At 55.7% G+C, this 24,317-nt stretch carries 23 protein-coding genes; 9 read left to right on the forward strand and 14 right to left on the reverse strand.

Annotation, left to right across the window (positions count from 1 at the left end):
- Positions 1-40 precede the first annotated feature (40 nt).
- The 5 genes from P2R09_RS13690 to cho all read left to right on the forward strand — a co-directional run bounded on the left by P2R09_RS13690 (position 41) and on the right by cho (position 4,313).
- Positions 41-214, forward strand: a complete 174-nt coding sequence (locus P2R09_RS13690) for a hypothetical protein (RefSeq protein ID WP_275770466.1) — start codon at positions 41-43, stop codon at positions 212-214.
- 75 nt (positions 215-289) lie between these two features.
- Entirely contained in the window at positions 290-1,477 is a 1,188-nt protein-coding gene (locus P2R09_RS13695) for a multidrug effflux MFS transporter (protein ID WP_275770469.1), read from the forward strand.
- Positions 1,478-1,610: 133 nt separating this feature from the next.
- Entirely contained in the window at positions 1,611-2,435 is an 825-nt protein-coding gene (gene nadE, locus P2R09_RS13700) for an ammonia-dependent NAD(+) synthetase (RefSeq protein WP_275770471.1), read from the forward strand.
- 60 nt (positions 2,436-2,495) lie between these two features.
- Positions 2,496-3,386, forward strand: a complete 891-nt coding sequence (gene yddG / locus P2R09_RS13705; protein WP_275770473.1) for an aromatic amino acid DMT transporter YddG — start codon at positions 2,496-2,498, stop codon at positions 3,384-3,386.
- 66 nt (positions 3,387-3,452) lie between these two features.
- The gene (gene cho, locus P2R09_RS13710) at positions 3,453-4,313 is read left to right on the forward strand and encodes an excinuclease Cho (protein WP_039660501.1); all 861 of its coding nucleotides are present in this window, start codon (positions 3,453-3,455) and stop codon (positions 4,311-4,313) included.
- Between the two features lie 74 nt (positions 4,314-4,387).
- Here the strand turns inward: cho and spy are convergent, their stop codons facing one another.
- Positions 4,388-4,882: an ATP-independent periplasmic protein-refolding chaperone Spy gene (gene spy / locus P2R09_RS13715; RefSeq protein WP_003848356.1), complete on the reverse strand. Its 495-nt coding sequence runs from the start codon at positions 4,880-4,882 to the stop codon at positions 4,388-4,390.
- Positions 4,883-5,018: 136 nt separating this feature from the next.
- Between spy and P2R09_RS13720 the strand changes: the two genes are divergently transcribed.
- Positions 5,019-5,210, forward strand: a complete 192-nt coding sequence (locus P2R09_RS13720; RefSeq protein ID WP_275770477.1) for a hypothetical protein — start codon at positions 5,019-5,021, stop codon at positions 5,208-5,210.
- Here P2R09_RS13720 and astE read toward each other — a convergent pair.
- Genes astE through P2R09_RS13745 form a run of 5 tightly spaced genes read right to left on the reverse strand, consistent with a single transcriptional unit; the run spans position 5,192 to position 11,277 of the window.
- Positions 5,192-6,187 carry a succinylglutamate desuccinylase gene (astE, locus tag P2R09_RS13725; protein WP_105099238.1) on the reverse strand — a complete coding sequence of 332 codons (996 nt, stop codon included), beginning with the start codon at positions 6,185-6,187 and terminating at the stop codon, positions 5,192-5,194. The two genes, P2R09_RS13720 and astE, sit on opposite strands and share 19 nt — an antisense overlap.
- A gap of 50 nt (positions 6,188-6,237) precedes the next feature.
- Positions 6,238-7,566 carry an N-succinylarginine dihydrolase gene (gene astB, locus P2R09_RS13730; RefSeq protein WP_275770478.1) on the reverse strand — a complete coding sequence of 443 codons (1,329 nt, stop codon included), beginning with the start codon at positions 7,564-7,566 and terminating at the stop codon, positions 6,238-6,240.
- Positions 7,563-9,032 (reverse strand): succinylglutamate-semialdehyde dehydrogenase, encoded by a 1,470-nt coding sequence (gene astD / locus P2R09_RS13735; protein WP_275770480.1) that lies wholly within the window; start codon positions 9,030-9,032, stop codon positions 7,563-7,565. The genes astB and astD overlap by 4 nt, the downstream gene beginning before the upstream one ends.
- On the reverse strand, positions 9,029-10,060 hold the full coding sequence (astA, locus tag P2R09_RS13740; protein WP_275770482.1) for an arginine N-succinyltransferase: 1,032 nt from the start codon (positions 10,058-10,060) through the stop codon (positions 9,029-9,031). Before astA ends, astD begins: the two co-directional genes overlap by 4 nt.
- Entirely contained in the window at positions 10,057-11,277 is a 1,221-nt protein-coding gene (locus P2R09_RS13745) for an aspartate aminotransferase family protein (RefSeq protein WP_003848361.1), read from the reverse strand. Before P2R09_RS13745 ends, astA begins: the two co-directional genes overlap by 4 nt.
- A 927-nt stretch (positions 11,278-12,204) precedes the next feature.
- On the opposite strand from P2R09_RS13745, the gene P2R09_RS13750 reads away from it, so the two are divergent.
- On the forward strand, positions 12,205-13,278 hold the full coding sequence (locus P2R09_RS13750) for a porin (protein WP_275770486.1): 1,074 nt from the start codon (positions 12,205-12,207) through the stop codon (positions 13,276-13,278).
- Between the two features lie 76 nt (positions 13,279-13,354).
- Here the strand turns inward: P2R09_RS13750 and P2R09_RS13755 are convergent, their stop codons facing one another.
- Positions 13,355-14,911 carry a bifunctional diguanylate cyclase/phosphodiesterase gene (locus P2R09_RS13755; protein WP_275770488.1) on the reverse strand — a complete coding sequence of 519 codons (1,557 nt, stop codon included), beginning with the start codon at positions 14,909-14,911 and terminating at the stop codon, positions 13,355-13,357.
- Between the two features lie 887 nt (positions 14,912-15,798).
- Here P2R09_RS13755 and P2R09_RS13760 point away from each other — a divergent pair.
- Both P2R09_RS13760 and P2R09_RS13765 read left to right on the forward strand, forming a co-directional pair.
- Positions 15,799-16,281, forward strand: coding sequence for a MarR family transcriptional regulator (locus P2R09_RS13760; protein ID WP_275770490.1), 483 nt, complete (start codon positions 15,799-15,801; stop codon positions 16,279-16,281).
- Positions 16,282-16,372: 91 nt separating this feature from the next.
- Entirely contained in the window at positions 16,373-16,573 is a 201-nt protein-coding gene (locus tag P2R09_RS13765) for a hypothetical protein (RefSeq protein ID WP_275770492.1), read from the forward strand.
- Between the two features lie 69 nt (positions 16,574-16,642).
- Here the strand turns inward: P2R09_RS13765 and P2R09_RS13770 are convergent, their stop codons facing one another.
- From P2R09_RS13770 to P2R09_RS13800, 7 genes are all read right to left on the reverse strand, one after another.
- On the reverse strand, positions 16,643-18,076 hold the full coding sequence (locus tag P2R09_RS13770; RefSeq protein ID WP_275770494.1) for a YchO/YchP family invasin: 1,434 nt from the start codon (positions 18,074-18,076) through the stop codon (positions 16,643-16,645).
- Positions 18,077-18,250: 174 nt separating this feature from the next.
- Entirely contained in the window at positions 18,251-19,048 is a 798-nt protein-coding gene (locus tag P2R09_RS13775) for an SDR family oxidoreductase (RefSeq protein ID WP_003848368.1), read from the reverse strand.
- Between the two features lie 11 nt (positions 19,049-19,059).
- On the reverse strand, positions 19,060-20,127 hold the full coding sequence (locus P2R09_RS13780; RefSeq protein ID WP_110411497.1) for an ABC transporter permease: 1,068 nt from the start codon (positions 20,125-20,127) through the stop codon (positions 19,060-19,062).
- Between the two features lie 152 nt (positions 20,128-20,279).
- Complete coding sequence (locus tag P2R09_RS13785) at positions 20,280-21,812, reverse strand: sugar ABC transporter ATP-binding protein (protein WP_275770498.1); 1,533 nt, start codon at positions 21,810-21,812, stop codon at positions 20,280-20,282.
- A gap of 10 nt (positions 21,813-21,822) precedes the next feature.
- Complete coding sequence (locus P2R09_RS13790; RefSeq protein WP_003848375.1) at positions 21,823-22,434, reverse strand: DUF2291 domain-containing protein; 612 nt, start codon at positions 22,432-22,434, stop codon at positions 21,823-21,825.
- 45 nt (positions 22,435-22,479) lie between these two features.
- Entirely contained in the window at positions 22,480-23,415 is a 936-nt protein-coding gene (locus tag P2R09_RS13795) for a D-ribose ABC transporter substrate-binding protein (RefSeq protein WP_003848377.1), read from the reverse strand.
- A 55-nt stretch (positions 23,416-23,470) separates the two neighbouring features.
- A complete protein-coding gene (locus tag P2R09_RS13800) occupies positions 23,471-24,268 on the reverse strand; it encodes a GolD/DthD family dehydrogenase (RefSeq protein WP_275770500.1) in 798 nt (265 codons plus the stop codon).
- Positions 24,269-24,317: the final 49 nt, after the last annotated feature.

The raw sequence follows: 24,317 nt of genomic DNA on the forward strand, positions 1-24,317 counted from the left end.
CCTCATTTATTGTCCATGTGGAAACAAGCCTGGAACATAAATGCTGATTTATCAAGTTTATGAGGAACAATTAGTGGTGCATCAAATGTCAGGATTTCGTAAAGAAGGCTGTTTTGTTGTCAATGCGGCCGTATACTTTCCGCCAAAACAGGGTTTGGATAGCCCCGCCGATTCAGACACCCTCTGCCTCATGGGTATCCGCGCAGAGCGGTGAGATTATCGCCCTTCGGACGCTGTTCGCTTGTCATGCCCGCTTCTGTTCACCCATCGCTGACTATCCCGAGGAACAATGACCCCTGCTCACTCTGACCGCCTGGTTTATGCGATTACACTGGGCCTGCTGGCCGCACTGGGCCCGCTCTGTATCGACCTTTATCTGCCAGCCCTGCCACAAATGGCGCAGGAGTTGCACACCGAAACTGCGACCGCGCAATTGAGTCTGACCGCCGGTCTGTTGGGCCTGGGCTTTGGGCAGCTGCTGTTTGGCCCGATGAGTGACAAATTCGGCCGCCTGCGTCCGCTAACCCTGTCACTGATACTGCTGTTTATCGCCTCAATCGGCTGTGCGCTGGCGCAGGACATCCACCAACTGCTGGTGGCGCGGCTGTTTGAAGGATTAGCGGGGGCGGGCGGCGCAGTATTGTCGCGGGCGATTGCACGCGATATGTACAGTGGTCATGAGCTGACGCGCTTCTTCGCGCTGCTGATGCTGGTTAACGGTCTGGCTCCAGTCGGCGCGCCGGTACTGGGTGGTGTGCTGATGACGATAGTCGACTGGCGCGGCATCTTCATGGTACTGGGCGGCATTGCCATTCTGCTGATCCTGCTGGCGCGCTGGAAGCTGCATGAAACCCTGCCTGAAACCCGCCGCAACCAGGGCTCGATTTTCTCCGCCTACGCGGCACTCGGTCAGGTGGTCACCCATCGACCCTTTATGGGCTTCTGTCTGACTCAGGGCTTTATGATGTCCGGCATGTTCGCCTATATCGGTGCCTCGCCGTTTGTGCTGCAACAGCTCTATGGCCTGTCGCCCCAGGCCTTTAGCTTCTGCTTTGCGGCCAACGGGTTTGGCCTGATCATTGCTTCGCAGACCAGTGCTCGCCTCTGTCCGTTGTGGGGCGAATATCGGGTGCTGAAAGGCGGTCTGACACTAGCTTTTGTCGCCTCAGGCCTGCTGCTGCTGGCCGCGCTGCTACACGCACCGTTAGCGCTGCTGCTGCTGGCGCTGTTCTTTACCATCGCCAGTAACGGCGTGATCGCTACCACCGCCTCGTCACTGGCGATGCAGAGTCAGGGCCACCGTGCTGGCAGCGCCTCTGCGGTCATTGGCGTCACCATGTTCACGCTGGGTGCGATTACCGTGCCGGTCACCGGCATTGGCGGTACTTCGGTACTGAGCATGTGCGCCACCGTTTTTGGCTGCTTTATGATGGCGATTCTGATGTTTAACGTGCTGGCGAAAAAACCGCTGTCGTAATTAAAAACTCACTGATTTCGCAACGTTTAGCCGCAATCAGTTGCCGCTTAAGCTTGTTGTTTTCGCTTCGGCACGTTAGCTTTACTAAAACGTTCGCATCGAGCCGACTGGCCACTGACCTGAGGAGAAGTTCATGTCACTGCAGCAGGAAATTATTGAAGCACTGGGTGTAAAACCCGTTATCGACGCCGACCAGGAAGTGCGTGTCAGCGTCGATTTTCTTAAAGCCTATCTGAAACGTCACAGCGGACTGAAAACGCTGGTGCTGGGGATTAGCGGCGGTCAGGATTCAACCCTTGCGGGCAAGCTGGCGCAAACGGCGATCAGCGAGCTGCGTCAGGAGAGCGGCGATAACGACTACACCTTTATTGCGGTGCGTCTGCCGTATGGCGTGCAGGCGGATGAGCAGGATTGTCAGGACGCGCTGGCCTTTATTCAGCCCGACCGTTCGCTGGCGGTGAACATCAAAGAGTCCGTGCTGGCCAGTGAGCGCGCGTTGAAAGATGCCGGTATCACGTTGTCTGATTTCGTGCGCGGCAACGAAAAAGCGCGCGAGCGAATGAAGGCGCAATACAGCATCGCCGGCATGACCAAAGGGGTGGTGGTCGGCACCGACCACGCTGCTGAAGCGGTCACCGGGTTCTTCACCAAATATGGCGATGGCGGTACAGACATTAATCCCCTTTTCCGCCTGAATAAGCGTCAGGGCAAACAGCTGCTGAAGCATCTTGGCTGCCCGGAACATCTTTATCTGAAGAAACCGACTGCCGATCTGGAAGATGATCGTCCAGGCCTGCAGGATGAAGTGGCGCTGGGTGTCACTTACGAGATGATTGATGACTACCTGGAAGGCAAAAGCATCGATCCTGACAGCGCCCGTATTATCGAAGGCTGGTATCTGAAAACTGAGCACAAACGTCGTCCGCCGATCACTGTGTTCGACGACTTCTGGAAGTAATCCTGCGCCTCCTTTGCCCCGGCAAGGGAGGCTTCACTCATTTAATTTGTTGAACGCTGCATGCGTGCCACCGTCTCACGCGCTACCCTCATCGGGCTTATCGCCATTTTGCTCTGGAGCACCACCGTGGGCCTGCTGCGCAGCGTCAGTGAAGCCTTTGGTGCCACTGGCGGCGCGGCGCTGATCTACACCACCACGGCGATCCTGCTTTGCCTGACCCGCGGTTTGCCCAGACCTGGCGCACTGCCTCCTCTTTACCTATGGCTGGGCGGTGCCCTCTTTGTCGGTTACGAGATCTGCCTGGCGCTGGCTATCGGGCTGGCCAGCGATCGCACCCAGTCGCTGGAGCTGGGAATGATCAATTATCTCTGGCCCTGCCTGACCATCGTGCTGGCGATTCCGTTTAATCAGCAGCGCTTCCGTGTCTGGCTCTGGCCCGGACTGCTGCTGTCGCTGCTGGGGATCGTCTGGGTGATGAAAGGCAGTGGCAGCAGCTCGCCCGCGCTACTGTGGCAGAATATGCTGCGCAACCCTGTCGCCTATACACTCGCCTTTATCGCCGCCCTGACATGGGCGGTCTACAACAACCTTACCCGCCGTTTTGCCCGCGGCTCGAACGGCGTCACGCTGTTTTTTATCATGACCGCGCTGGCGCTGTGGCTGAAATATGCCTTTAGCGATCGTCCTATGCCGTTAACGTTCGATCTGGTACCGATAATGGAGGTGCTGTTTGTCGGCCTCTCCACTGCTATCGCCTATTCCGCCTGGAATCATGGGATTCAGCAGGGCAATCTGACGCTGCTGGCCACCGCGTCCTACTTCACGCCAGTGCTGTCGGCTCTGCTGGGATCGCTGTGGCTGGGTCTGACGCCGCCGCTGGCTTTCTGGCAGGGCGTTGCGATGATTACACTGGGCTCGCTGATTTGCTGGCTGGCGACACGACGCCTTTAACAGACAACTGGCGATCATTTCACCTGCCTGTTATGCTGTATGGACAACCAGTAAATGGAGTCCATTTTGGTCAGACGTGCTGCCATTCTTCGCCCCGAACCCGACGCGAATACAATTTATCAATATCCCGAACACCTGCGTGAATGGCTGGAAGGCCTGCCGAATCATCCTGGCGTCTACACCTTTCATGGCGAAAGTGAGTCACTGCCGCTTTATATCGGTAAAAGTGTCAATCTGCGTTCGCGGGTGATGTCCCATTTCCGCACGCCGGACGAGGCGAAAATGCTGCGCCAGTCACGGCGCGTAAGCTGGATCCCCACAGCAGGCGATCTCGGTGCGCTGCTGCTGGAAGCGCAGATGATCAAAACCCAGCAGCCGCTGTTCAATAAGCGACTGCGCAAAAATCGCCAGCTCTGTTCGCTGCAGATTACCGACGGCAAACCGAATGTGGTTTACGCAAAAGATCTCGATTTCAGTCAGTCACCCAACCTGTTTGGACTTTATCGCAGCCGCTTTGCGGCGCTGGAACGGCTCAAGCAACTGGCTGATGAGTATCAGCTCTGTCATGGGCTGCTGGGTCTGGAAGCGCTGAGTGCAGGCCGCGGCTGCTTCCGCTCGGCTCTGCGCCGCTGCGCCGGAGCCTGTTGCGGTAAAGAGCCGGTCAGCGACCATCAGGATCGGCTGCTGGAGGCACTGGAAAATGTGCGGGTCTTCTGCTGGCCGTGGCAGGGTGCCGTAGGTCTGGTGGAGGAAGGCAAAGAGATGACGCAGATCCATGTTATCGATCACTGGTTCTATCTCGGTTCGGTGAGCAGCATGGATGAGGCCAGAAAACTGCAGCGGCCCAAAGGCGGTTTTGATCACGACGGCTATAAAATCCTCTGCCGCCCGATTCTGTCGGGTGTCTACCCTATTCTTCCTCTATAAAAAAAACCGCCGACGCTGCCCACTCACGTTCAGTGGACAGCGTCGGCGGTCTCAGACCGTTCGCTTAACGAATATTATTCAGCCGGTTCTGCTGGCGGCGCCATTTTGCCGTCGTGCGGGGCTTTCTCAGTCAGACGCTTTTCAAAATTCGCGTTGTACTGTTTCTTCTGCTCCGGCGTCAGCACGTTATAGAGCTTGTTCTGGGTTTCCAGCATCTTCAGCGCATGCTCTTTCGCGTTGGCGGACATCTTCTCTGCCTGCGCTTCGGCTTTGCTCTGGTCAAAGCTGTCAGACGCAATAATGCTGTGAGCCGCGCGACGCTCGTCCAGTGACGGACGTTTCATCTCTTTGTGGCTCTCTTTCATGATGTCGCGCATCTGCGTTTTCTGCGCGTCGGTCAGGTTCAGACCTTTAAACATCATCTCCATGCCGTGGCGCATTGGCGGTTTGTGCATCGCCTTTTCGCTGCCCGCTGGCGGTGGAGTCAGGTTATCTGCTGCTGCATGGACGGCGCTGGCTGCACCAAACGCCAGCGAAGAAGCCAGTAAAAGGGAAGTCAGTTTGCGCATAATAGTGTCCTTATAATTCATGATAATGACGACAGCACTCTGTCGCGTCTTCGGAAACAAGCATACGACGCTGAACGTCAACTACTCAGAGCCTGAGTAAAGCCGTGAAAGCATAAAAGATAAAAAACGGGCAATCATGAAGAGAATAAGAAGAAAGGCGAGAGGAATTGAAAAAGTTTATGAATTTAAAGCGAATTTGGCAGAAATCATGGAGAAGTGTAATGGTTACGACTGGAAAGCGGAAGGCGATCTCCCGCTTTTCCTGTCGATTTTTTTAGCGCCGATGAACTGCAACACTAAGAACGGTTATCACACCGGCAGCGCCTGAGTCTGTTCACCCTCTTCAATCAGCATCAGTCCGGCACGCAGCCCGGCGGCCACGTTAGGATTGGGGAACAGCACATATTCCCGCGCCTGCTGCACGTAATAGCGCGTATTACCATCTTCCGCCAGCAACGTCCCTTGAGGAAACGCGGTAAAGTTCAGCGTTTCCGGCGACATATGCAGCGTAAAGTGCTCACTCAGTCGGGTGATCTGCTGCGCAACCCGATAGTGACGCGGTTTCACCGTCGCGGCAGGCATCGCTTCGCCATAGAGCAGAGAAGCCAGCGCCTGCTGCGCCGCGCTGAACTGGCTGAGATCGTTCTCGCCAAACGGCAGCGCCTTGCCCAGTTCAAGCGTGCAGCTGGCCGCACCGAAGTGCTCGCAGCTGAAATGCGTGAAGGTACCGCCCGGCGAGCGATGAAACACCAGCGCTTCCAGTCCCGCAGCGGCCAGCCAGTCTAAAAACGCAGGCGGCCAGGGACGCTCGTTATGCGGCATCACCCCGAACTGAGGGTGATAAGAGCCGCGAATGGCGGTATGCATGTCGAGGTGCCAGCGCGTCTCATCGCACTCACCCAACTGCCAGAAGGTTTCCAGCGCCTGCTCCAGCCGCAACACGCGGCGGGCCTCATCACCGTCATCAATCTGCTGCCAGCGTCCGCCAAATAGCCGGTTGATGTCATAACGCACATAGCGCTTACCGGCGCGTAACGCTGAGGGATTACCCAGAATGACCAGCATGCGCTGCTGTAACGGCTTTTCGCCTCGCAGCAGCGGGTTAACCAGCTGGTTTACGATTTCTACCGGAGCCGTTTCATTGCCGTGGATCCCGGCAGAGAGCACCAGCGCCTGTTTAACCGGCACCGTCGGCTCCATCAACAGTATGCCGTGATACAACCACTGCCAGCGAAGATGCGCCGTTTCACCACTACGCTTACGCGGCACCTCGCCGGAAAGCGTTTGCTGTAAAAAGTCCTGCATCATTCCTCCTTTGCGCCCTGAGCAGACGGCAGACTGTGCTGCCTTCTGCTTCACTGCTGAAATGCGTAAACATTTCCTAAGTCTAGCAGCTTCGTCAGTTCATCCAGCGCGTCACGTCCCTCACGCAGCAACTGTGGGTCGACCAGATCGGCCTGGGTCAGGCGATCGCGGTAATGACGGTCAACCCAGCTATTCAGTGTGCTGAAGAGGTTATCGTTCATCAGCACCGCCGGATTCACTGCCTGCTGCTCCTCTGGCGTCAGCACGACCCGCAAACGCAGGCAGGCTGGCCCCCCTCCGTTATACATGCTTTCGCGCAGATCAAACACCTTCAGAGCTTTCAGTGGTGTATCAGCCTCGACCTGTTCACACAGGTAGCGCCACACACCCGGATGCTGACGTGACTCTTCCGGCAATACCAGCATCATCGTGCCGTCGGGACGGCTCAGCAGCTGGCTGTTAAACAGATAAGTCTCTACCGCATCTTTCACCGAGACTCTGTCTGCCGGCACTTCCAGAGCGACAAAGCCGGGGATGCGCGCCCGAAGCTGCGCGAGCAGTTCAGGCTGATCAACAAAGGCGTGCTGATGACAGAACAGCATCTGCTGGTTGCTGACCGCAATCACATCATTATGAAATACGCCCTGATCGATCACCGCAGGATTCTGTTGGGCGAACAGTACGCTTTCGGGTGAGAGCTGATGAAGGCGGGCAATCGCCTCGCTGGCCTCACGGGTTTGCCGCGCCGGATAGCGCTGCGGCGCTTTGCCTTCGTGGCTGCTGTCGCGGCCATAGACAAACAGCTGCACGCCGCGCTCGCCATAGGCACCGCCGAGACGGTTGTGGTTAGCCGCCCCTTCATCACCAAACATCGCCACCTGCGGCAGCGCATCGTGCACGGCAAAATGGCGATCGTCACGGAAGATGGAACGCAGCAGCCAGGCGGTTTCTGGCGCTTCTATCGCCCGATGAAACTTGTTGTTCAGGTTCGCCACCGTCAGGTGAACCCGGCCATCCAGACTGTCTGCGGACGGCGAAACCGTAGCGGCATTGGCCACCCACATCGCCGACGCGGAGCTGGCGGCGGAGAGTAAACCCGGCGCGGTTTTCCCGGCTGACGCCAGCACCTGTTCATCGCTGCCGCTGAAGCCGAGCTGACGCAGCACCGCAATGTTGGGTCGCTCGTGCGGCGGGATCACGCCCTGCACGTAGCCCATATCAGCCAGCGCTTTCATCTTCAGCAACCCCTGCTTTGCCGCCAGACGGGGATTCGACGGCTGCAGCTGGTTGCGGGTCGAGGCTTCGTTCCCAAAAGAGAGCCCGGCATAGTGGTGCGTTAATCCTACCAGCCCATCAAAGTTGGCTTCGGTTGCCTTCATGAGCGCTTCTCCGGCGCGGAGAAATCGAGTCCCGGCGACAATGTGGCGGGCAGCGTCAGGTCCGGCGTCTCCAGTGAGGCCATCGGCCAGGCACAGTAATCCGCCGCATACCAGGCACTGGCGCGATGGTTGCCCGAAGCGCCGATGCCACCAAATGGCGCGGTGCTGGCTGCGCCGGTCAGCGGTTTGTTCCAGTTGACGATACCGGCACGGGCTTCCAGCAGCAGCTGATCGAACTGCTGACGTGAAGGCGAGATTAAACCACACGACAGGCCGTAACGAGTCTGGTTCGCCAGCGCTATCGCCTCGTCAAAGGTGTCATAGCGGATTACGCCGAGCAGCGGGCCAAAGACCTCTTCATCCGGGATGCCCTGCACACCGGTTAAATCGATAATGCCCGGTGTAAGAATGGCACTGTGACGATCCGGCCAGCGCATCGCCAGCAGCACCTCGCCACCCGCATCAACCCGCCGTTGCCACTCACCTATAATCTTCTCTGCCGCGCCGGTAGAGATCACGCTGCCCATAAAGGGTTGCGGTTCAGCATTCCAGGCGGCCGGCTGCAGTCGCCCCGCCACCTCTGTCAGCCGCTGCAGAAAGGCATCGCCCGCATCACCACGTTTAACCAGCAGACGCCGGGCGCAGGTGCAGCGCTGACCCGCAGTAATAAAGGCTGACTGCACGGTAATATTGACGGCGGCATCCAGGTCAGCCGGATCTTCCACTATCAGGGCGTTGTTCCCGCCCATTTCCAGCGCCAGCATCTTCTCAGGCTGACCGGCAAACTGGCGATGCAGCTGATAGCCGGTATGGGCGCTGCCGGTAAACAGCAGGCCATCGATCTGGCTGCAGGTTGCCAGCGCCTGACCGGTCTCACGACCACCCTGTAACAGCGCCAGCACACCTGCAGGCAGACCCGCAGCCAGCCAGATCTCAACCGTTTTTTCGGCGGTCAGCGGCGTCAGTTCACTGGGTTTAAAGACCACGCAGTTGCCCGCCAGCAGCGCCGGAACAATATGACCGTTTGGCAGATGGCCGGGGAAGTTGTAAGGGCCAAATACCGCCAGCACGCCGTGCGGACGATGGCGCAGCGAGCTTTCGCCCTCATGCTGCTCACCGGTGCGGCTATGGTACGCCTTCACTGAAAAGCCGATTTTGTTGATCATCGCACCGACTTCGGTCAGTGCTTCCCAGCGTGGCTTGCCGGTTTCACGGGCAATGGTTTCTGCCAGGTCTGTTTTGTGGGCCTCAAGCCCGGCCGCAAATTTCTCAATGATCGCCTGCCGTTCCGCCAGCGGGCGTCTGGCCCAGCCCGGAAAGGCAGCGCGCGCCGCGTCACAGGCTGCCGTGACCTGTGCGACTGATGCCGCTTTGCCCTGCCATAACGTCTCGCCGCTGACCGGATCCGCTTTCGTCAGGACCTCCGCGTCACCGTCTACCCATTCTCCCTTTATCAGGTGCGTCATGCTGTTTTCTCCTCTTTGCAGAGCGTCACTACGCGCAGGCTGTCGCCCGGCTGACAGTGGAGCGCCCGCATCTGTTCATCCGTCAGTTGCACGCTGTCGCTGTCGGCATGGGCCGGGATCAGCACCACACGGAACTGGCGGTAATTGTTATTAGCAACCAGACAGAGTGGCGCATCCGCCGGATTTTCACCCCGTTCAGCGCTGCGCAGACGGCTTTTACGCACGGCGCGGATGTGGTCGATATCGCACTCCAGCGTCGGGCCGCCATCAAAAATGTCGACATAGTTAAGGTAGCGGAAGCCCTCCGCTTCCAGCACAGCACGGGCAGGTGCCGTTTGTGGATGTACCTGTCCGATGACCGCCTGCGCCTCTGGCGTCAGGTAATCAATATAGAGCGGATGCTTCGGCATCAGCTCAGCAATAAAGGATTTCTGGCCGGTGCCGCTGAGGAAATCGGCTTTGCTGAATTCCATTGAGAAGAAGCGGCTGCCCACGCTCTCCCAGAATGGCGAATGCCCCTGATCATCACTGACGCCACGCATCTCAGCCACAACCCGATTCGTGAAGTGCTCACGGAAATTAGCCATAAAGAGGAAGCGGGATTTCGACAACAGGTAGCCATTTTTACCGTCACGGTAATCGGGATCGAGAAACAGCGTGCAAAGTTCACTGCTGCCAGTGTGATCGTTACTCAGTGACAGGGTTGGCAGCGCGGCATAGACATTCAGTTCTTTTGAGGCATGCACCTGCGTGCCGACACGAAAGTTATACCAGGGCTCCTGCAGGCCGACAGCCACTTCAATGGCACAGATGCCGACGGCGCGGTTATCTTCGCTGTCCGCCAGCACAAAGACATAGCCCTTTTCAGCGCGGGGCAGCGTACCCTCCCAGGTCTGCAGCGCTCGATCAATACGCGCCTGTAACGTGGCGCTATCGACGGGCAGCGAGGTCAGCCCGCCACCGGTTTTGCCGGCCAGTGCCATCAGCTGACTTAAGTCATCGCGTTCAACGGGACGGATTACCATCATGATGCGGACCCTCGGACCAGACGCTCACACACCTCGGCAAAGCGAGCCATGCCCAGCTTCACTTCCTGCTCGCTGATATTCAGTGCCGGGGCAAAACGCACCACGTTGGCACCGGCAATCAGCACCATCACGCCCATCTCAGCGGCGGCCAGGTTGATCTCTTTGGCTTTACCGGCAAAGTTGTCGCTCAGTACGGCACCAATCAGCAGCCCCAGACCGCGCACCTCTTTAAACAGATGCAGACGCTGGTTGATCTCATCCAGTGCCGCAACAATCCACGCGTGACGTTGTGTGACACCGGTCATCATTTCAGGCTGATTGATTAGCTCCATCACTTTACCGGCCACCGCACCCGCCAGCGGATTGCCGCCATAAGTGGTGCCGTGGGTGCCAACGCCCATCACCATTGCGAGATCTTCGCGAGTCAGCATCGCACCAATCGGGAAGCCGCCGCCCAGCGCTTTAGCGCTGGTGAGTACATCCGGCGTGACACCATAATGCATGTAGGCGTAAAGCGAGCCGGTGCGGCCAACGCCGCTCTGCACTTCATCAAAAATCAGCACGGCCTGATGCTTATCACAAAGTTCACGCAGTCCGCGGAGAAACGCCGGATCGGCAGGCAACACGCCGCCCTCACCCTGAATCGGTTCAACAATCACCGCACAGGTGTGGTCATTAATCAGTTCAGCCGCAGCGGCCAGATCGTTAAATGGCGCATGCTGAATCTCTGGCGGCAGCGGTGCAAAATCTTTTGAGTAAGCGGGCTGCCCTCCGGCTGACACAGTAAACAGGGTGCGTCCGTGAAACGCATTTTTGAACGCCACGATGCCACTTTTATGCGGGCCGACCCGGTCATGCGCCACTTTACGCGCCAGTTTCAGGGCTGCTTCATTCGCTTCCGCGCCAGAGTTACAGAAGAACACACGGTCAGCAAAAGTCGCGTCAATTAACTGTTTGGCCAGCCGCAGGATCGGTTCGTTGGTGTAGCCATTCCCGGTGTGCCATAACCGTGCGGCCTGGTCCTGCAACGCCTGTTGTAAAGCCGGATGCGCATGTCCTAACGCATTGACGGCAATGCCACCAGCAAAGTCGATATAATCCTTGCCGTTTTGATCCCAGACGGTGGAGCCTTCCGCGCGAACCGGTATAAAGGTCGCAGGTGCATAAACCGGCATCATCCATTGATCGAAATCGTGACGTGAAACGTGCAGTGCCATAACCCATTCTCCTGCGTGACTTTACCGGCTGGGTAAAGCTTATGTTTTAAAATTGTTAAAAGATGTTGTAATGCTGCCCTACTGTAGAGTGCAGTTAACGTGCCAGCCAGAGAATTAATGCATAAAATGGTCTTCACAACGTAATATCAATAACTTAAAAGCCAGTAATATTCACTTAATTTGCATATATAGTGAATAATTGTCTGATTGCAGCGGCATAGCCGGGTTTTAAACAGCGGAATTATGCATTCACGGGATGAAATATCGCTTTTGTGATCGCTGATAAATTATCTCTCCAGAAAACCCCCTTCGGCGCCCTGTTTTAGCGCGGTTTGCCTCACACTGGTGCAGCGCGGGATCGATGCGTCATCCGTCAAAAAGACGCTGATCGTTTAGATTTAACAAAATATTTTCATTTATCGCGACTGACGCAGAGATCCGTGCATCTGAACCTGGTTAATTAATCCGCAATCAGACGATAATTTGATCAGTGACTGGAAAGATTATTTCTGGAGTGATTATATGGAATAAAAATATTTTTCATTAAAATATGTTCAGATATTAATATGCACGCTAATGGTTAGAATAAAAACATTATAATTTTATTCTTCTACACCTGTTAATCATAATTAAAGCATTGAACGTGTTGATTTAAAAATGAACAAAATGGATTTATTAATGTCACTCGATAACTAATCAACTGTATGATTAAAAAGGGTTAAATTAAAATTGCTCATAATTTAATATAAGAAGAAAATCTTATTATCTTTTCATTTAATCTTCTTTTTCTCTCGCTTTCATGCCTGCGGAATATCTAAATAACATTTTGTTACTTATATTCCACTTTGTAAATTTATCTTTTTGTGTCATTTTCTTTTCGCCCCGTATCAGGGGAATAATAATTAATGAAGACAGGATAATAATTAAATGATGAAGCGTACTTTACTGGCGGCTGTTATGCCGTTGCTGATCGGTCTCTCCTCCGCACAGGCCGCAGAAGTTTATAACAAGGATGGCAATAAGCTGGATCTGGTCGGCAAGATTAACGTATCTCACCTTTTTTCAGATGATAATAATAACAACGGTGACACCTCCTCTTACGCCCGCTTTGGTTTTAAAGGTGAGACAAAGATTACTGATCAACTCACTGGCTATGGTTTCTGGCAGTATCAGTACAGCCTTCACAACTCCGAAGGCAGTGATGCGCAGGCGACCAACCGTACCCGTCTGGGTTATGCAGGCCTGAAGTTTGGTCAGGCGGGATCGCTGGATTATGGCCGCAACTATGGCCTGGTGTATGACGCGCTGAGCTACACGGATATGCTGCCATTCTTCGGCGGCGACTCCGGTTATACCGATGCCTTCCTCTCTGGCCGCTCAACCGGCGTGCTCACCTGGCGTAATAGTGATTTCTTTGGTCTGGTAGACGGATTAAACCTTGCCGCACAGTATCAGGGCAAAAACGACCGCAGCAATAATATCGATGGCGTGCGTCGCTCCAACGGTGATGGTTTCGCCCTCTCCGCGTCTTATGACTTTGATTTCGGTCTAAGCTTCGCTGGCGCGTTTGCCAGTCTTGATCGTACGACCGCGCAAAACAGAGCCGCACGTGGTGAAGGCGAGAAAGCCCAGCACTGGGCGACGTCGGTCAAATATGATGCGAACCAGGTTTATCTGGCCGCCATGTACGGTGAGACCCTGAATGCCACCCCAATTAGCGGTGGCTTCGCCAACAAAGCGCAGAATTTTGAAGCTGTGGCGCAGTACCAGTTCCTGAACGGTTTCCGTCCATCCCTGGGTTACGTCTCATCAAAGGGCAAGGATATTGAGAATATCGGCGATGCCGACATCATTAAATACACCGCAGTGGGTGCGACTTACTACTTCAACAAGAACATGTCGGTTTATGGTGAATACCGCATTAACCTGCTGAAAGATAAAAATCCGCTGGGTCTGGCGACCGACGACATTACCGCGCTGGGTCTGATTTACCAGTTCTGATGTCATTACGGGCCTGGCACTTCACGCCAGGCCCGTTTATTGTCTCACGCCACACTTCAGATACCGTCACGCGGCGTTACCCCAGTGCCCTGACTAAGCTGACGGCTACCGTCGCTTCCTGCATCAGTTCTTCCACATTGGCGGACGCCAGCAGCGTGGTTGCCTGTCCGGCAGGCACCGGACGACTGAAAAGATAGCCCTGACCGTAATCACAGCCGCGTTTTCTCAGCCATCTCAGCGTGGCGACATCTTCTATCCCCTCTGCCGTGATCACCACATTCAACCCCTGACAGAGCGCCAGTAGCGTTTCAACGACTTTCCGCTGCTCCGATCCGGTCACGATGCCGGCGATAAATGACTGATCAATTTTGATTTTGGTAATACCCAGCCCCAGCAATACCGACAGGTTGGAATAGCCGGTGCCAAAATCATCCAGTACCACGCCGATACCTGTCTCTTTCAGCTGACGAATCGCCTCGCGGGCATCATCGGAGATGGCCATAACATTTTGTTCGGTGATTTCGAGTTCCAGCATTACCGGTCCGGCATGCTGCATAATGCGAGACAGACAGCTGGTGAGTGACGGTCTCAGCAGCTGTTCCGGAGTGATGTTCAGCGACAGGCAGAGCCCGGCGGGCCATGCACGGGTGGCACTGACCGCATCCTGCAGTAGCGCCACGGTCATACTGTCCATAAGCCCCAGTCGCTCCACCACCGGCAGAAACTCTGCGGGTGAAACCGTCTGGCCTGACGCAGTGATCCAGCGTGCCAGTATCTCAAAACCGGTAATGTTTCCGGTGCGCAAAGAGACCAGCGGCTGGAGAAAGGGAACGATGGCGTGACCGCTGACGGCGGCCACCACCTCCTGCTCCAGCCATTCACGCTGGCGAAAGCGCAGCTCCATGTCCGGGGAGAATCGTGCCAGATGAGAGCACTTATCCTGCTTCGCTTCATATAACGCCAGATCGGCCGCCCGCATGACATCAGCCTGCCCCGTACAGGCGGAACTGGCAATGCCTGCTGAGAGGCTCAGAAAGGTGTGCGGCCCCGTCCGTATCGATGCTGCCTGTTCGCATAAACTTTCGGCGAAAGTCTGCGCCTGCTCAGCCTGTGAATCTTCGGCAACAATGGCGAATTCATCCCCGCCCACACGAAACACCTTGCTCGTGCTGCCTGCCGAAGCGGTCAGCAGATCAGCCAGTGCGATCAGGGTCGCGTCACCCTGACGATGGCCATTAAGATCATTGATACTCTTGAAGTGATTAACGTCCAGCAGAGTCAGAGTGTAGGCCGCCCCGCATGCTTTAAGCGAAGCAATGTGTGCATTGAAAGATCGGCGGTTCATGACACCGGTCAGCTCATCGGTTCCGGCTAGCCTGAGTGCGTTTTTCTCCGCCCTTCGGGTTTTGCGAATCAGCCCCGCGATAAGCAGCGCAGGAACAACCATCGCCAGCCCGGCAAACGAGGAGGAGGTGAGGATAAACCGCAATCGTTCGCTGATTTCAAAACTTGTATCGTAGCCCAGGCCAAGCAGGCGGCAAATCCGCGCTTCAAGCCCAAACTCCCACAGTGTGGAAAGTAAAATAATGGTCGCAATATTCAGCATTGCGAGCCAGAAAAGTTTCAGGCGCATGCGTTAGTTCCCGGTGATGGCAAGTATCAGAGTTTTGTTTTAATAATCAGTAAAAACCGGGGCGTACTTCTCATACCCTGTCAGTTAAGCCGTCTGCAATAAGCACGCCTCCGCTATGTCTGAACATAGCACTCGCCCGTTCTCAGCCTTACGGCAGCAAGACAAACGATCGGCTGAGCCCCGAACATGTCGGTTTCGTCATCCATCCCACTGAGTGTTCTATCGGCAGCGCTGGCAAAATTAACAGTCCAGTCCAGTTAATTTTGTGAACACGGACGGTTTTAACCGCTTATGCAGCGTGCACAGCCTGCGGATGTTGTGCGGAAAGCGCACCCTGGTATCAGACGATAAAAATAGTTTTATCAATCTATTGGCCGCTTATTTGTACCAACCCGATTACGACAGGGGGAACGCATGAGCCAGGAGGATGTGAAACCTCTCATTTCCCGGGACACTCGTGCGCGCTGGTACTTAACGGAAATAATAAAATCGCCAGCAGGTGAACGCTGCGCCCTGACGCGTTAAAAGCATAACCGTCTCCCTAAAAGGCTGGATTACACGGGCAATGTGCTCCTGTCATCCTGCTAAAACGCTTAAATTTTGCAGTCGATTTCCTCTGTATTACATCAATACGTGCGAGGTAAGCCGGAAGGTACATCCGGTTATATTGACTTCAATTTAGTTTGACTCAATACTGTGCTTTCGTTCAGTTGGGCGTGCACTGTAGCCTGTTCCCTCGGTCGCAATAGCGCCTGAACATCTGATGTCTGACACCGGGAAAGAGAGGCTGCAACAATCCATTTCTCCTGAGACACTTAGCGAGAATTCAAGGCTGGAAACTGCCCGTCATCGGGCTTTATCTTCCCCGACTCAGAATGAGTAAAAGTATGAATGACGAAACCGCGGGGAACTCTGAGACGCCTCCCGCCAGCGCAGCGCCTGAAACCATTGATCAGTTTCTCTGCTTTGCGCTCTATTCCGCCTCACTTGCTATGACAAAGCTCTATCAATCCCGGCTAAAACCGCTGGGACTCACTTATCCGCAATATCTTGTGCTGCTCGTGTTGTGGGAAAAAGATGGCCTGACCGTCTCTGAGATTGGTGCCCGCGTTCGGCTCGATTCCGGCACGCTTAGCCAGCTTCTGAAGCGGCTGGAAGGTGCGGGTATCCTCTGCCGCCAGCGTGACACCGGTAACGATGAGCGCCGGGTGTTCATCTCTCTGACAGAACAGGGCCACCAGCTTAAAATCGACGCGGCTGGCGTCCCGGCGGATATGGTCTCGGTAATGGATACTGACTGTAGTGAGCTCGGTGTGCTGACAACCCAGGTCGCCATGCTGCGCGAAAAACTGCTCAGGGCTCTGCCATGAAAAGGGCTTTTGATAAACGAATGTACAAGTTAAATAATCAGCGTATTCCGTTATGCGCTATTCAGCCAACCTGTTACCGCTGGAGTTTCTTTTGAGTAGCGATAAACCGGCGGATATGGATGACGTCCATGCCGTTGTAGGCCATGCTGTATCAAGCCTGCTGAAGTCAGGCCAGACTGCGGGTATACTGGAAATCATCGCATTTCTGCAATCTCAACAGGCACGATCGTTCAACGGCCAGAGAGAGATTTACGCCAAAGCCGTTCGCGTTGTGACAAAACTGGTTAACTGATCATCAAATCACTCTGCCTGACGGCGTTCCAGGTCGCCCATCTTCCTCTCTTTTAGCAGAACTTCCCCGCTAAAGTGCTGCACCAGCAGGCGCCATCAAATCATAGCGCTCGGTCTGCGGAGCCGTGTCCAGGGCCATGGGTGGCTCAACTTTTAAGGTGATCCAGTTAGAGGTCACATGCTGCTGCTTGCTGTCCTCCAGGGTTACCGACAGGCGGTATTCATTGCTGGCCTCTGGCGAGGGATCCCATTGCGGTAAGATGACACTCCAGCCCTGCGGATCGGCATTATTGGCCGGTGGCGTCAGGCTCAGTGCCTGCGTATCGCCCTGCCAGCTTACCGCCGTGATGTCATTGCTGGCGCGCACCTGCAGCTTCAGCGGCAGACTCTCGCCACTGCTCAGTTGCCACGGCGGCGTTGCCAGAAATACGGAGAGCGTTTTGCGCTGACGGAATGAGAGCACCGGCGTATCACTGCGGGTCACGGTATCATAACGGCTTCCGCGCAGGGAGCGCGCCTCTGCGACATTACCGGCATCAAGCTGACGGCTCAGCGCCACGCCGAAGCGATAATTGAGTTTCAGCCCCAGCTGATCCTGGCTTTCACCAGCGCTACTGGCTTTGTGAGTGGCAGAAAAGGTGACCAGCGGCACCGGCGTGTAGGAGAGGCCAAACGACATGGCGGAGGGGTTGTGATAACGGTTGCCGCTGTTAAACAGATCGACATTCTCACCCAGATATTGCTGATAGCTCACCGAGACACCCAGCTGGCGATAAAAAGGCAGATAGCTCTGGCTGGTGATGTCATAGCCGCGCGCCATGCGCTGCTGCTGTGAATCATTCAGGTTTTTCCAGCCGGAAAGCGGCTGATAATAGTTGGCAGAAAAGCGCATTGAATCGCTCCACGCCTCTGTGCCCACCGAGGCACGTTGCAGGCCGCTGCTGAAGGTGCGATCAATAAAACCGTTATAGCCCAGCAGCCAGTCACCCGCGTCCCAGCGTTGTCCAAGCCCCGCGTTGCCAACCAGACCATCATCGGTATCGTGCAGGCCAAGCTGGCTGAAGGTGAGCAGGCTGTTCTCATCGGACAGGGCGCTGAAGAGATCACCACCGGTGCCCGCGAAGTTCCCGTTCATATCGACTTTCAGGTCCAGCTGCGCGTTGCCGTATGGGGAAAGCAGTGACTGCCCTTCGCTCTCAACCCGCCCCGCCACTTCATCTCGCAGATGATTGAACGCCCAGACACCCGCCTGTTGACCAAACGTGACATTGCTGTCGCTGTTGTTACTGGCTTCACCGATACTTTTGGCCACGGCCGCCAGCTTTTTGCTCCACTCTTCATCCTGATCGCTGCCACCGCCCAGCGTCGGCAGCGATTCACTGTAGCGCGCCGGATCATCGAAGGGCGTTTCGGACACCGCTGTTTCAGTCTGGAATGCGCGGGCACTCTGCGTCGCAGTCAGCGACAGCGCAATCAAAGAGAGAACTCCTGTTTTCCGTATCATGTCACCCGGCACATTGTTCAGTTCGTTGCTGTGATTAAAGACAAATCATTAGCACTTACCTTAACATATTGTGACGGTGATGCAGGACAGCAGCGGCAAATTGTGCATATAACAGAAAAATCCGCACTCAATAAGGCCTGCATTTCACGCAGGCCCAACGCAGAAAAGCCTCTGTCAGGAGAAGATTAACCCGCCATCCACGTTAATGGTCTGCCCGGTGATATAGCGCGCATCGTCCGAGGCAAGAAAGGCCACCAGTCCCGCAACATCTTCCGGCTGACCGGCGCGCTTCAGCGGAATGTTTTTCACCCACTCCGCCATCAGCTCACCTTTGCCGTAGGTTTTCTCTTCGCTGCTAAGAATCTCGCCCCAGACGCGATCGTTGTAATCCCACATCTCACTTTCAATGATGCCGGGACAGAAAGCGTTGACGGTGATATTCCACGGCGCCAGCTCCAGCGCCAGACTCTGGGTGATGCCAATCACGCCCATTTTGCTGGCGGCATAGTGCGGCGTATAGATAAAGCCCTGGCGTCCCTGCCCCGATGACGTGTTGATCAGGCTGCCGCTGCGCTGCTGCACCATATATTTTGCCGCTTCACGACAACAGAGCCAGACGCCGGTCGTATTCACCGCCAGAATCCGTTCAAAGTCGCTCTTCGGCATGGTGTCAAAGCGGTCGATGGTGATCACACCCGCATTCTGTATTGAGACGTCAATCTGACCGAAGCGCTCAGATGCCTGCTGATAGAGCTGCTGCACCGCCGCTTCATCCGTGACATCGACCTGCAGCGCCAGAATCTCACTGCCGTATTGCTGCTGAATCTGGTCGGCGGTCGTGAAGACCCGGTCAGCATTTGACACCATCACCAGCCTGGCCCCGTCGCGGGCGAAACGCGCCGCAATCCCGGCACCAATGCCGCGACAGGCACCGGTAATCACCACTGTTTTTCCACGTTGTTCGCGGCTCATAATTGCTCCTGTTATGTGTGACGGACATCAGTGAGAGGCGCTGCCTGCTGCTTTTTTTCATGGCGACGCAGCAGCACCACTTTGCTTTGCAGACGTTGCTGGAACTGGTCGATTACCACCGCAGTCACAATCACCAGGCCTTTGATGACCATCTGCCAGAAATCGCTAACGCCCATCATCACCATGCCATCCGCCAGAAAGACGATAACGAACGCGCCAATAATCGAGCCGGAAACCCGCCCACGGCCGCCTGCCAGCGCCGTACCGCCCAGCACCGTGGCACCAATGGCGTCCATCTCAAACATATTGCCGGTCATCGGATGTGCGGTCTGTAATTGCGAGGCGACCACCAGCCCGACCAGACCGGCACAAAGGCCAGAAAAGGCGTAGACGAAGACTTTCACTTTGATAATCGGCACGCCCGCCAGACGCGCGGCGGACTCATTGCCGCCAATGGCATAGATATAACGACCCAGCGGGGTTTTGCGCGTCAGGTAGAGGCCGAGCAGTAAAAAGCCGAGCATCAGCCAGATAGGCAGATAAACACCCAGTACAGTGCCGGAGCCAAGCAGCGCAAAACCGGTGTTGCCCAGTGCGGGCAGCCCTATCAGGTTGGCGTAGGTGCCGCCGTCGTTGAACAGCAACGCCGCACCGCGCGCCACATACATCATTCCCAGGGTGCAGATAAAGGGCGCCACGCCCAGACGGGTGATCACCGTGCCGTTAATCAGTCCCACCAGCACGCCAAAGATGGCCACCACCAGAATCACTTCAGGCACGTTGAGAAATAGCGTATTGCCGCCCCACAACGGAATGCCATTGGTCAGCAGCGCACCCGCCACCATGCCGCAAATCCCCGCGACCGCGCCCACCGAAAGGTCGATACCGCCGGTGAGGATGACCAGCGTCATACCAATCGCCAGCAGTCCGGTAATCGCCACGTGCTGCGTCATGATCAACAGGTTGGAGGGCGTCAGAAAGTTTGGCACCATCACGCTGAAAAAGCCGACCACTATCAGCAATGCAATAAAAGTGCGCGCTTTAAGCAAATACATATAAAGCAGATATTTTTGGTTCATGACATTCTCCGGCCAGCTTAGAGCCTGTTCCTGTTCGCGTAATCGTTGCAGGCAGTCCGGACAGGGACAGCGCATAACAACCGAAACGTACACGCAGTACGTGAGGATGGTGAGCACTGCCCCGCTTCAGACTGACAAATAAAATAAGGCGCTTAATCCTGCGGGGTTGATGCCGCGATCAGATGTTCCCGCGTCGCCACTGCGCGCGGCAGATCGGCCGTGATCCTGCCATCGGCCATCACTAAAATGCGGTCTGCCAGCGCCATGACCTCATCCAGTTCGGATGATGAGAACATCACGGCCAGCCCCTGCTGCGCCAGGTTGCCAATCAGGTGATAGACGTCGGTTTTAGCGCCCACATCAATGCCGCGCGTTGGCTCATCGAGTAACACCACCTGCGGTCCGGTCATCAGCGCTTTCCCCAGCACCGCCTTCTGCTGATTACCGCCGCTCAGCGCCGTCACCGGCAGATCAGGATCGCTGACTTTGATCGCCAGATGGCCGATCATTTCATTCACCCGCTGATGCTCCCGGCCCGGATTCAGCAGCCCCAGCGCCCGGCGAAAACCGCGCAGACTGAAGTCAGAAAGCGTCATGTTGGCCGTCACCGACATCAGTTCAATGACCCCTTCGCCCTTGCGATCTTCAGGCACCAGCGCGATGCCACTTTTCAGCCGCTGCTGAAAACTGCGTTTCGCCAGATCTTTACCGGCCAGCCGAACCCGGCCCGACTGACAGGGCATCAGGCCAATCAGCCCCTTGAACAACTCAGTACGTCCGGCCCCCAGCAGTCCATAAATGCCAATCACCTCGCCTTTGCGCAGGGTAAAACTGACCTCATTCAGCTTGTAGCCGCCGTTCTGATGCAGCGCGGTCAGTCCCTCGACCTCCAGCACCGTTTCTCCTTGTGGCGCAGGCTGATAGTCGAACTGTTTTTTCTTATCACCCACCATCTGAGCGATGATCCAGGGCACGCTGGCGTCGCGCACCTCACGCTCACTGATGAAGCGGCCATCGCGAAAAATGGTGATGTGGTCGCCAATCTCCATCAGCTCTTCCAGCCGGTGAGAGATGTAGATGATGGTGACGCCGCGCCGCTTCAGCTGGTCGATGACGCTGAACAGCACTTTGACTTCCGACTGGCTCAGGGCGCTGGTCGGCTCATCCATGATCAACACCCGGGTATCCTTCGACAGCGCGCGGGCGATCTCCACCAGCTGCTGATGACCAATGCCCAGCTCGCCCAGCGGCGCGTAGGGATCGACATCCAGTTGGAGACGGTCCAGCAGCGACTTCGCCAGCGCGTATTGATACTTTTCATTGATTACACCGCGCTGGAAAAACTCATTGGCGATAAAAATGTTGTCCATCACGTTCATGTTCGGAAACAGGTTTAGCTCCTGAAAAATGATGCTGATACCCTGTTTTTCTGCCTGATGTGTGGAGTTGAGTGAGACCACTTTGCCATCCAGCAGAATCTCGCCCGACGACGGCGTTTCCACCCCCGCCAGCATCTTCATCATGGTGGACTTACCGGCCCCGTTTTCCCCGATCAGGACATTCACTTTGTTGCGGTAGACCCGATAGCTGACCTGATCGAGCGCGGTCACACCGGGATAGAGGCGCGACACATTGCGCGTTTCGATAATCACGTCGCCGGACGGTTGCGGTTGAGGGTTTTGCATCTGCCGCTCCTTATTGCCGGGTAATCGCAGCCGGAGTGATATCCGGCAACTGCTGCGGAATATCCCAGCTACTGAACACACCGGAAACACTCACTTTATCGCCCACTTTCGGCGCGAACTGCTGCATCAGGGTGGAAGCGTGCTGGTTGATCGCCTTACCGTAGTCACCAAACAGCACCTGGTCATTAAAGTCCTGATAGCTCGCACCTTTATAGGCATCGCGCAACGCGGTCCCGCGAATAATCGGTCCCGTCTGAATAGTGACACTGTCACCTGATTCGTCTTTAACCGTCATTTTTCCGCTGCGCGACGTTGTGTTTACCGCGGTCACCTCACCGCGAACCGAGACGCTAAAGACACAGGGATTCTCAGCCTGACTGCGATAGCCATAAGTCTGACAGGCGCTGTCAAAGTCTTTGGCAGACTGCAGCGACTTCATCAGCGTCGCCAGCGGTTTCGCCTCCGCCTGGACCTGCGGCACCAGTTTTTGCTGCCACAGCTGGTCGATGTTAGCCATTTTTGGATTGGGTGGATTTTTCAGGTCAGCCAGCTCCTGCTGCGACACAATTTTGCAGCCGCTTAACAGCAAGACCACCAGCGTCAGCCAGACTCTTCGGGACATCTTCTTCTCCCTGGCGCCCGCTTACGCAGGCGCGGCAGCGGTTAGTTACGACTTGTAGTTGAAGTCCTGGACGTTTTTAGCATTTTCCGGGGTAATCAGAATGCCGCGGAACATCACACGCTGTTTTTCCGGCTTCACGCCCTTCTGAATGAAATTATCGAGATCGGTGACGCCTTCGGCGGCAATCGCCTGGGCCTGCAACATCACGGTGGCTTTCAGCGTGCCCGCTTTCACTGCATCGCGTTCATCGTTACTGCCATCAATACCCACCACAATCACGTCGTTACGACCGGCTGCCTTGAGCGCAGCGATCGCGCCCAGCGCAACAGGGCCGTTGCCGCAGATCACCCCTTTTACATCCGGATGCGCCTGCAGAATACTGTCCATAATGCGCTTGCCGTCGATCAGCGTGCCTTTCGCATCCTGACGCGCCACGCTCTGCATATCAGGATATTGATCCAGCACCTGATGGAACGATTTTGAACGGGTGACGCAGTTATTGTCGGCCAGGTTACAGGCCAGCTCGGCGTATTTGCCCTTTTCGCCCATCTTCTCAACAAAGACGTTGGCTACATCGGAACCTGCCTGGAAGTTGTTATGGGTAATCTGCGCCAGTGCCACATCATCGACCGGGATTTCACGGTTGATCAATACCACCGGAATGCCGGCATCTTTGGCCTTTTTAATTGCCGCCACGCTGGCGGTGGAGTCGGCGTTATCCAGTACGATACCCTGCACTTTCTTACCGATAGCGGCATCAATCAGTTCACTCTGCTTCTTCACATCTTCGCCATGCGACAGCACCGTGGTCTTGTAACCCAGTTCCTGCGCTTTGAGATTGGCGCCTTTGGCTTCGGAGGCGTAGTAGGGATTATCGAGTGAGTTAACCAGAATCATAATGGTGCCTTTTTCGGCGGCAAACGCCGCCTGCGAAACCAGACAGGCAGCCACGGCAGTGCAAAGCAGGGTACGTTTTTTCATGATGTTCTCTCTTATCGTTATGGCAGGGTATGAAGTCCCGGGTGTTGGGCTGGCATTACCAGATAGTGAATCCACCATCGATCATTAAATCGGCACCGGTAATCATGTCGCTGCCGTTGCTGGCGAAGAACAGAACGGCGGCGGCAATTTCATCGGTATAGGCAAAGCGACCCAGCGGAATCAGTTTTTTCATCTGCTCGCCCTTTTCGCCGCGCCAGGCTTTCTCGCCCATAGGCGTCAGCACCACGGTGGGCGACAGGGTGTTCACGTTGATGCGATGCGGCGCAAACTCTTTGGCCATCACTTTGGTCATGCCCAGCAGACCTGCTTTGGCGGAGGTGTAGGCGACATGGTTGTCGATAGCGATGGACGCCGCCTGAGAGGCGATATTAATAATTTTGCCGCCCGCACCGGCACGAATCATCAGCTTTGCAGCTGCCTGCGAGCAGAGAAAAGGCCCGGTAAGATTCACCGCGATCTGCTTCTGCCACTCGGCAAAATCGGTTTCAATCACGGGTTGCAGCATCACGTAGCCCGCGCAGTTCACCAGGATATCGATGCGGCCATAATGTGAAACGACCGCGTCAAACGCCTCTTCCACCGATGCGGGATCGGTGACATCACAGCAGACAAACTGCACCCGATCGGCCGCAAACTCCGCCTGCAGACTGGCAACCTTCTCCGCTTCAAACGGCGGAAAGAGCAGAGCCAGACGCGCACCCTTCTCCAGCAACATGCCATTCGTCGCCATGGCGATACCGCCCAGACCACCGGTCACTACCGCCACTTTGTCAGCCAGATTCATTGCGGTATCTACGCCGTAGCGCAGGTTTACGTCATATTCGCCACTCATCCCACTTTTCCCCTCAGATTTTTGCTGATGCAGCTGATTCACTCATTTT

Origin of the sequence: Pantoea sp. Cr_R13, assembly GCF_029222565.1 — a bacterium.
Taxonomy (GTDB): domain Bacteria; phylum Pseudomonadota; class Gammaproteobacteria; order Enterobacterales; family Enterobacteriaceae; genus Pantoea; species Pantoea eucalypti.